Annotated in this window: 5 protein-coding genes; 4 read left to right on the top strand and 1 reads right to left on the bottom strand. The window is 66.0% G+C overall.

Features of this window, described 5'->3' with window-relative positions:
- The first annotated feature begins 142 nt into the window (after positions 1–142).
- On the top strand, positions 143–1,027 hold the full coding sequence (locus LH475_RS11800; protein ID WP_196845634.1) for a DUF4190 domain-containing protein: 885 nt from the start codon (positions 143–145) through the stop codon (positions 1,025–1,027).
- Here the strand turns inward: LH475_RS11800 and LH475_RS11795 are convergent.
- Positions 1,024–2,256 carry an isochorismate synthase gene (locus LH475_RS11795; protein ID WP_297414197.1) on the bottom strand — a complete coding sequence of 411 codons (1,233 nt, stop codon included), beginning with the start codon at positions 2,254–2,256 and terminating at the stop codon, positions 1,024–1,026. The two genes, LH475_RS11800 and LH475_RS11795, sit on opposite strands and share 4 nt — an antisense overlap.
- 78 nt (positions 2,257–2,334) lie before the next feature.
- Between LH475_RS11795 and ubiE the strand changes: the two genes are divergently transcribed.
- The 3 genes from ubiE to LH475_RS11780 are packed head-to-tail and all read left to right on the top strand — an operon-like array spanning position 2,335 to position 5,589.
- Positions 2,335–3,045, top strand: coding sequence for a bifunctional demethylmenaquinone methyltransferase/2-methoxy-6-polyprenyl-1,4-benzoquinol methylase UbiE (ubiE, locus tag LH475_RS11790; RefSeq protein ID WP_196845633.1), 711 nt, complete (start codon positions 2,335–2,337; stop codon positions 3,043–3,045).
- Between the two features lie 30 nt (positions 3,046–3,075).
- Positions 3,076–4,146 carry a polyprenyl synthetase family protein gene (locus LH475_RS11785; protein WP_297414194.1) on the top strand — a complete coding sequence of 357 codons (1,071 nt, stop codon included), beginning with the start codon at positions 3,076–3,078 and terminating at the stop codon, positions 4,144–4,146.
- Positions 4,147–4,206: 60 nt separating this feature from the next.
- The gene (locus LH475_RS11780) at positions 4,207–5,589 is read left to right on the top strand and encodes an FAD-dependent oxidoreductase (RefSeq protein ID WP_297414192.1); all 1,383 of its coding nucleotides are present in this window, start codon (positions 4,207–4,209) and stop codon (positions 5,587–5,589) included.
- Positions 5,590–5,680 lie beyond the last annotated feature (91 nt).

Genomic DNA, 5,680 nt, shown 5'->3' with positions numbered 1-5,680 from the left:
GGCGGGTACAGGGTTGCCTCGGCACCCGCGAAGCTACCCAGTACCCGCCCTCAGGACCACGCGGCCGGGGAACGGCCGGGGAACGGCCGGGGAACGGCGAGGGATTGGTACCGTTGTGGCACACGGATGCCGGGAGGCCCAGATGACCATCGACTCACCCCGGGGCTACTCGCAGCCGGCCAGCTTTCCCGACCAGACGCCCGTGCCGAACCCGCCCGTGCCTAACCCGCCCGTGCCGAACCCGCCCGAACGTCGCGGAGGCATCACCCTCGCGGCACTCATCGTGGGTATCAGCGCCTTTGTCACCGGCTGGATACCGGTTCTGGGGCTGCTGCTGGGTATCACCGGAATCGTTCTCGGCATCCTCGCACTGCGCAAACATGGCCGCAAGGGGTTCGGGCTCATGGGCCTGATCGGGTCAGCCCTGGCCCTGCTCACCAATGTGCTGGTGATCAGTGTGATCGTGATTTCGCTGGTGAGTTCGGGGATCGGTACGTCGATCCTGAATGACGCGCAGCCCATCATCACCCCCTGCTATTCCTTCAACGGGCCCGCCGACTACATCAACAACCAGTCCGCCGAGAAGACGGAGGGCTGCATCACTTCCCAGGAATTGTGGGGCGAGTATGACGCCGACGGTGAGATCAACAACACCGGCGTTGGCAGCATCCTGGGCAGCGTGCTGGTGGAACCCGTGCGGGTGGCCAGCACCGACGAATGGGCTCCGAGCGGCAGCCTCGACGACATGGTCGACTTTCTGAATGAGAGCTACTTTCCCGATGCCGGCGAGGTCACGAGCCTGAAGGAGGCCGTCAGCCTCGACGGCGTCGATGCCAACCTCACGCGCCTCACAAGCACCGCGGAAAAGACCAAAACCAAGGCGTTCCTCACCGTCTTCGCACCGAACACCTACCAGTTTGCCGGGGAGCCGGTGAAGTTCTTCGTGATCTCCTTCGTCATTCCCGCTGACAACGGCGAGGAGATCATCGCCGCGGCGGTCGACTCCTGGCGCTGGCGTCAGGGCTAGCCGAAGGCTTCTACGATGGGGCGAAATTTCATCTTCGTCTCGGCCAGCTCGCGCTCTGGGTCTGAGTCCAGCACGATGCCGCAGCCGGCGTAGGCCGTGATTGCGCCGGTCGGGGCCACCTGCGCGCAGCGCAAGGCGATCGCCCACTCGCCATCGCCGTCGGCGCCAACCCAACCGACCGGCCCGGCATAGCGGCCACGATCAAACGGTTCGAGCTCGCGAATAAGGTTCAGGGCTGCATCGGTGGGAGTTCCAGCGACGGCGGCCGTCGGGTGCAGCGCCGCGATTAGGTCGAGCGAGGTCGACCCGTCACTCAAGGTGCCCTCCAGGTCGGTCGCGAGGTGCCAGAGGTTGGGTAGTTTCACCGTGAAGGGGATCTCGCTCGTGGCGAGCGCCGAGGTGTGCGGGCGCAGCGACTTCAGCACACTCTGCACCGCGAACTCGTGCTCGTCGCCGTCTTTCGAGGAGGTCGCCAGGGCGAGCGCCGCCTCGCGGTCGTCTTCGGCGTCCACGCCCCGCGACATCGTGCCAGCCAGCACCCGGGCGTTGACCGAACCGTGGTCGGCACGTATGAGGGTTTCCGGGCTCGACCCGATCAGGCCGTCGACGGCGTAGGTCCAGCAATCCGGGTAGCCGAGGGCGAGGCGGGTTATTGCGCGACGCAGGTCGGATTCGGCTGGCACCCGACCGACAAGGTCACGGGCGAGTACCACCTTGCTGACCTCTTGGGCTCGAATGCTCTCGATTCCCGAGCTGACCGCTGTGCGAAACGACTCGGGGGGCAACGCTCCGGGTAGCAGGGCGATGCGGTACTCGTCGCCGAGCGGATGCAGTACGAGCGGGTTCTCGGGCGCACTGGCCCCGGTCGCCCAGATGCGGGTCACCCAGCACTGGCCGTTTTCGCGGCCGACGATAATCTCGGGCACGATCAGCACGCTGGTCTGCGCGGACGATGCATCGAAGGCGAAGGCGCCGAATGCGAGCAGCCCAGTGCCGGTGCGGGCAAGCGGATCGGTCACGGTGGCCAGGGCGACGACCTGTTTCCAAGCGGCCGCAGCATCCGTCATACGGGTCGGGCCGGAGAATTCGAGCCGCAGAGCAGAGCCGATACCGGCCAGGCCTTGGTTTCGACGCATCCAGAGCAGGGGCGTACGGCCGTCGAGCAGCAGGATCAGTTGGCGGATATCGGCTATCGGGGAGGTTTCGACCGTCACGGCCTGCACATTCACTTCTGTAGCCTACGCCCGCGCCTGTGCGGCCCGGCAACCGTGCAGTTTCGCCCGCCTCGCGCAACCTAGAATGGTGGGGTGAATAGAGCAGACCTGAACAAACGGCCCGCGCAGGTGGCTGCCATGTTCGACGAGGTCGCCGCCCACTATGACCGCACGAACGCGCTGCTGTCGGTCGGCAACGCGTCGCTCTGGCGCATCGCCACCACCAAGGCGGTCAACCCGCAGGTGGGCGAACGCATTCTCGACATCGCCGCCGGCACTGGAACCTCCAGCGCCGCCCTCGCGCGCAGTGGCGCCCACGTCATCGCCGCCGACTTCTCGGCCGGCATGATCGAGGTCGGCAAAGCTCGCCACGCGCAGAACGCGAGCATCGAGTTCGTGCAGGCCGACGCCACCGCGCTGCCTTTTCAGGACAATGAGTTCGACGCCGTCACCATCTCCTTTGGACTGCGCAACGTCGTCGAACCGAAGAAGGCCCTCGCCGAGTTCTACCGGGTGACCAAGCCCGGCGGCCGCGTCGTCATCTGCGAGTTCTCCACTCCGCCGCTGACGCTCGTGCGCCAGAGCTACTTTGCCTACCTCAACCACGTCATGCCTCGAGTGGTGCGGCTTGCATCGTCGAACGCCGAAGCATACGACTACCTCGGCGAGTCCATCGCGGCGTGGCCAACCCAGCCGGTACTCAGCGGATGGCTGCGCTCGGCCGGATTTTCCCAGGTCGCCTACCGCAACCTCACACTCGGTATCGTGGCCCTGCACCGCGCCATCAAGCCCGCGGCATCCTGACCTGCTGATCTACTCGATAGGCTGACTTACGTGAAATTCAGAGCCCCCGTGATTCGACGCAGCGCGTCGGTGACCAGCCAGGCGGGCCTCGGCGATCGTATTTTCTCGACCCCCGCCGACCGTGGCCTGGCCGCAAACATCGATGCCGGCATCGAAAAGGTCGAAGCCGCGCTCATCGACGAGCTCGTTTACGCCAACGAAATCGCCACCGTCACCAGTCGCTACCTGCTGAATGCGGGCGGCAAGCGGGTTCGCCCCATGCTCGCGCTGCTCACCGCGCACCTGGGTGAGGGTGTGGTGCCCGATGTCGTCACCGCGGCGACGGCGATTGAACTGACCCACCTCGCCTCGCTCTATCACGACGACGTCATGGACGACGCCGACAAGCGCCGCGGCGTGCCGAGCGCGCAAACCGTTTGGGGCAACTCCATCGCCATCCTTACCGGCGACCTGCTGTTCGCCCGCGCGAGCCAGCTGATGGCCCGCCTCGGCGAACGCGCCATTAAACTTCAGGCGACGACCTTCGAGCGCCTTGTACTCGGCCAGTTTCAGGAGACGGTCGGCCCGCGCGCCGGCGAAGACCCGGTCGAGCACTACATCCAGGTGCTCGCCGGCAAGACCGGTTCGCTCATCGCCGCGGCCGCCCAGGGCGGTGTGGTGTTCTCCAACGCCCCGGCCGATTACGAACAACCCGTCGTGGACTTCGGCGAGAAGATCGGCGTGGCCTTTCAGCTCATCGACGACGTGCTCGACCTGTCACCGCAGCCGCAGGATACCGGAAAGGTACCCGGCACGGACCTGCGGGCGGGCGTCGTCACGCTTCCCCTGCTTCGGCTGCGGGAGCGTGCCGTGAGCGATGGGGCATCCGCTGACCTGCTGCACCGGCTGGAACGCGACGTCATGGCTATCGATTCAGCGCCGACCGAGACCGCCGATGCGGCGATCACCGCGCTGCGTGAGCACGCCGTCACCGCCGAGACCCTCGCCGAGGCGCACGGTTGGGCCCGCGACGCGGTCGCCGCCCTGGCGCCGTTGCCGAACGGTTCGGTCAAAAAAGCTCTCACCCGATTTGCCGAGACCATCGTCGAGCGCTCCAGCTAGACCCATTCGAGAGTGTGTCGGGGATCGGGCCCGGCCTGCTCGCGCAGTAAGGAATCTTCAGTGACCAAATTGAGACTGGCCATCGTCGGCGCAGGACCGGCTGGCATCTACGCCGCCGATATTCTGCTCAAGTCCGAGCGCAATTTTGAGGTCTCGATCGACCTCTTCGACCACCTGCCGGCGCCGTACGGGCTTGTGCGCTACGGCGTCGCCCCCGATCACCCCCGCATCAAGGGCATCATCACCGCACTACGCGGTGTGCTCGACAGCGGCGACATTCGTGTGTTCGGCAACGTGCGGTTCGGTGTGGACGTCACGCTCGACGATCTCAAGAAACACTACAACGCGGTCATCTTCGCGACCGGTGCCGTGCAGGACGCCGACCTGAAGATTCCGGGTGCGTCACTGCACGGCTCGTACGGCGCCGCCGACTTCGTCAGCTGGTTCGACGGGCACCCCGACGTGCCCCGCACCTGGCCGCTCGAGGCGCGCGAGATCGCGGTGATCGGCAACGGCAACGTGGCCCTCGACGTGTCCCGCATGCTCATCAAGCATGCCGACGACCTGCTTCCGACCGAGATTCCCGCGAACGTCTACGACGGGCTCAAAGCGTCACCGGTGACCGACGTGCACATTTTTGGGCGCCGCGGGCCGACATCCGTTAAATTTACGCCGCTGGAGCTGCGTGAGGTCGGCCAGCTCAACGATGTGGACATGATCGTCTACGACGAAGATTTCGACTACGACGAAGCCGCGAAGGCCGCCGTCGCGAGCAACAAGCAGGTCTTCGTGATCGATAAAACGCTGAACCAGTGGCGCGCCCGCGAGACCGGCACGGCCAGCCGCCGCCTGCACCTGCACTTCTTCGCCAAGCCGGTCGAGATCGTCGATGACGGCACCGGCCAGGTGGCCGCTTTTCGCTGGGAACGCACCGCAACGGATGCCGCTGGCGGCGTCATCGGCACCGGTGAGATTCGCGAGATCCCGGTGCAGGCCGTCTACCGGGCGGTCGGCTATTTCGGGTCGGAACTGCCCGACGTGCCCTTCGATAAGAAGCGCGGCGTCATTCCCAACCGCGAGGGCCAGGTGCTGCGGCGCGACCCCTCGGCCGGCACTGGTGGACTGTTCAACCAGCAGATGTATGGCGTTTACGCGACCGGTTGGATCAAACGCGGACCGGTCGGTCTGATCGGCCACACCAAGAGCGACGCGATGGAAACCATCCGGCACCTCATCAACGACCTCGGCAACTGGTGGCGCCCCGAGTCACCCTCGGAGAAGAGCATCGTGGAACTGCTCGACGCGCGCGGCGTGAAGTACACCGGCCTCGACGGTTGGCACAACCTGGACCAGCACGAGCTCGCACTGGGCGGGGCCGTCGGCCGCACCCGCATCAAGGTCGTCGACCGCGACGAAATGGTGTCCGTCTCCCGAGCCGACTAGCGTCATTGACCGGGCGCCGGTCCCGTTCCCGGACCGGGTCCCCGCCCCGCAAGTTGGGCCCTGTTGGATAGGGGGGCCGCGTGGATAATGT

This window comes from Cryobacterium sp. (assembly GCF_026786305.1).
Lineage (GTDB): Bacteria > Actinomycetota > Actinomycetes > Actinomycetales > Microbacteriaceae > Cryobacterium.
Note: the sequence above shows the minus strand (reverse complement) of the source record. Positions and strands in the feature narration are given on the sequence as shown.

Excerpts from the sequence above, each read along its gene's own strand:
- LH475_RS11800 (WP_196845634.1), top strand. The coding sequence starts at position 143 with ATGACCATCGACTCACCCCGGGGCTACTCGCAGCCGGCCAGCTTTCCC.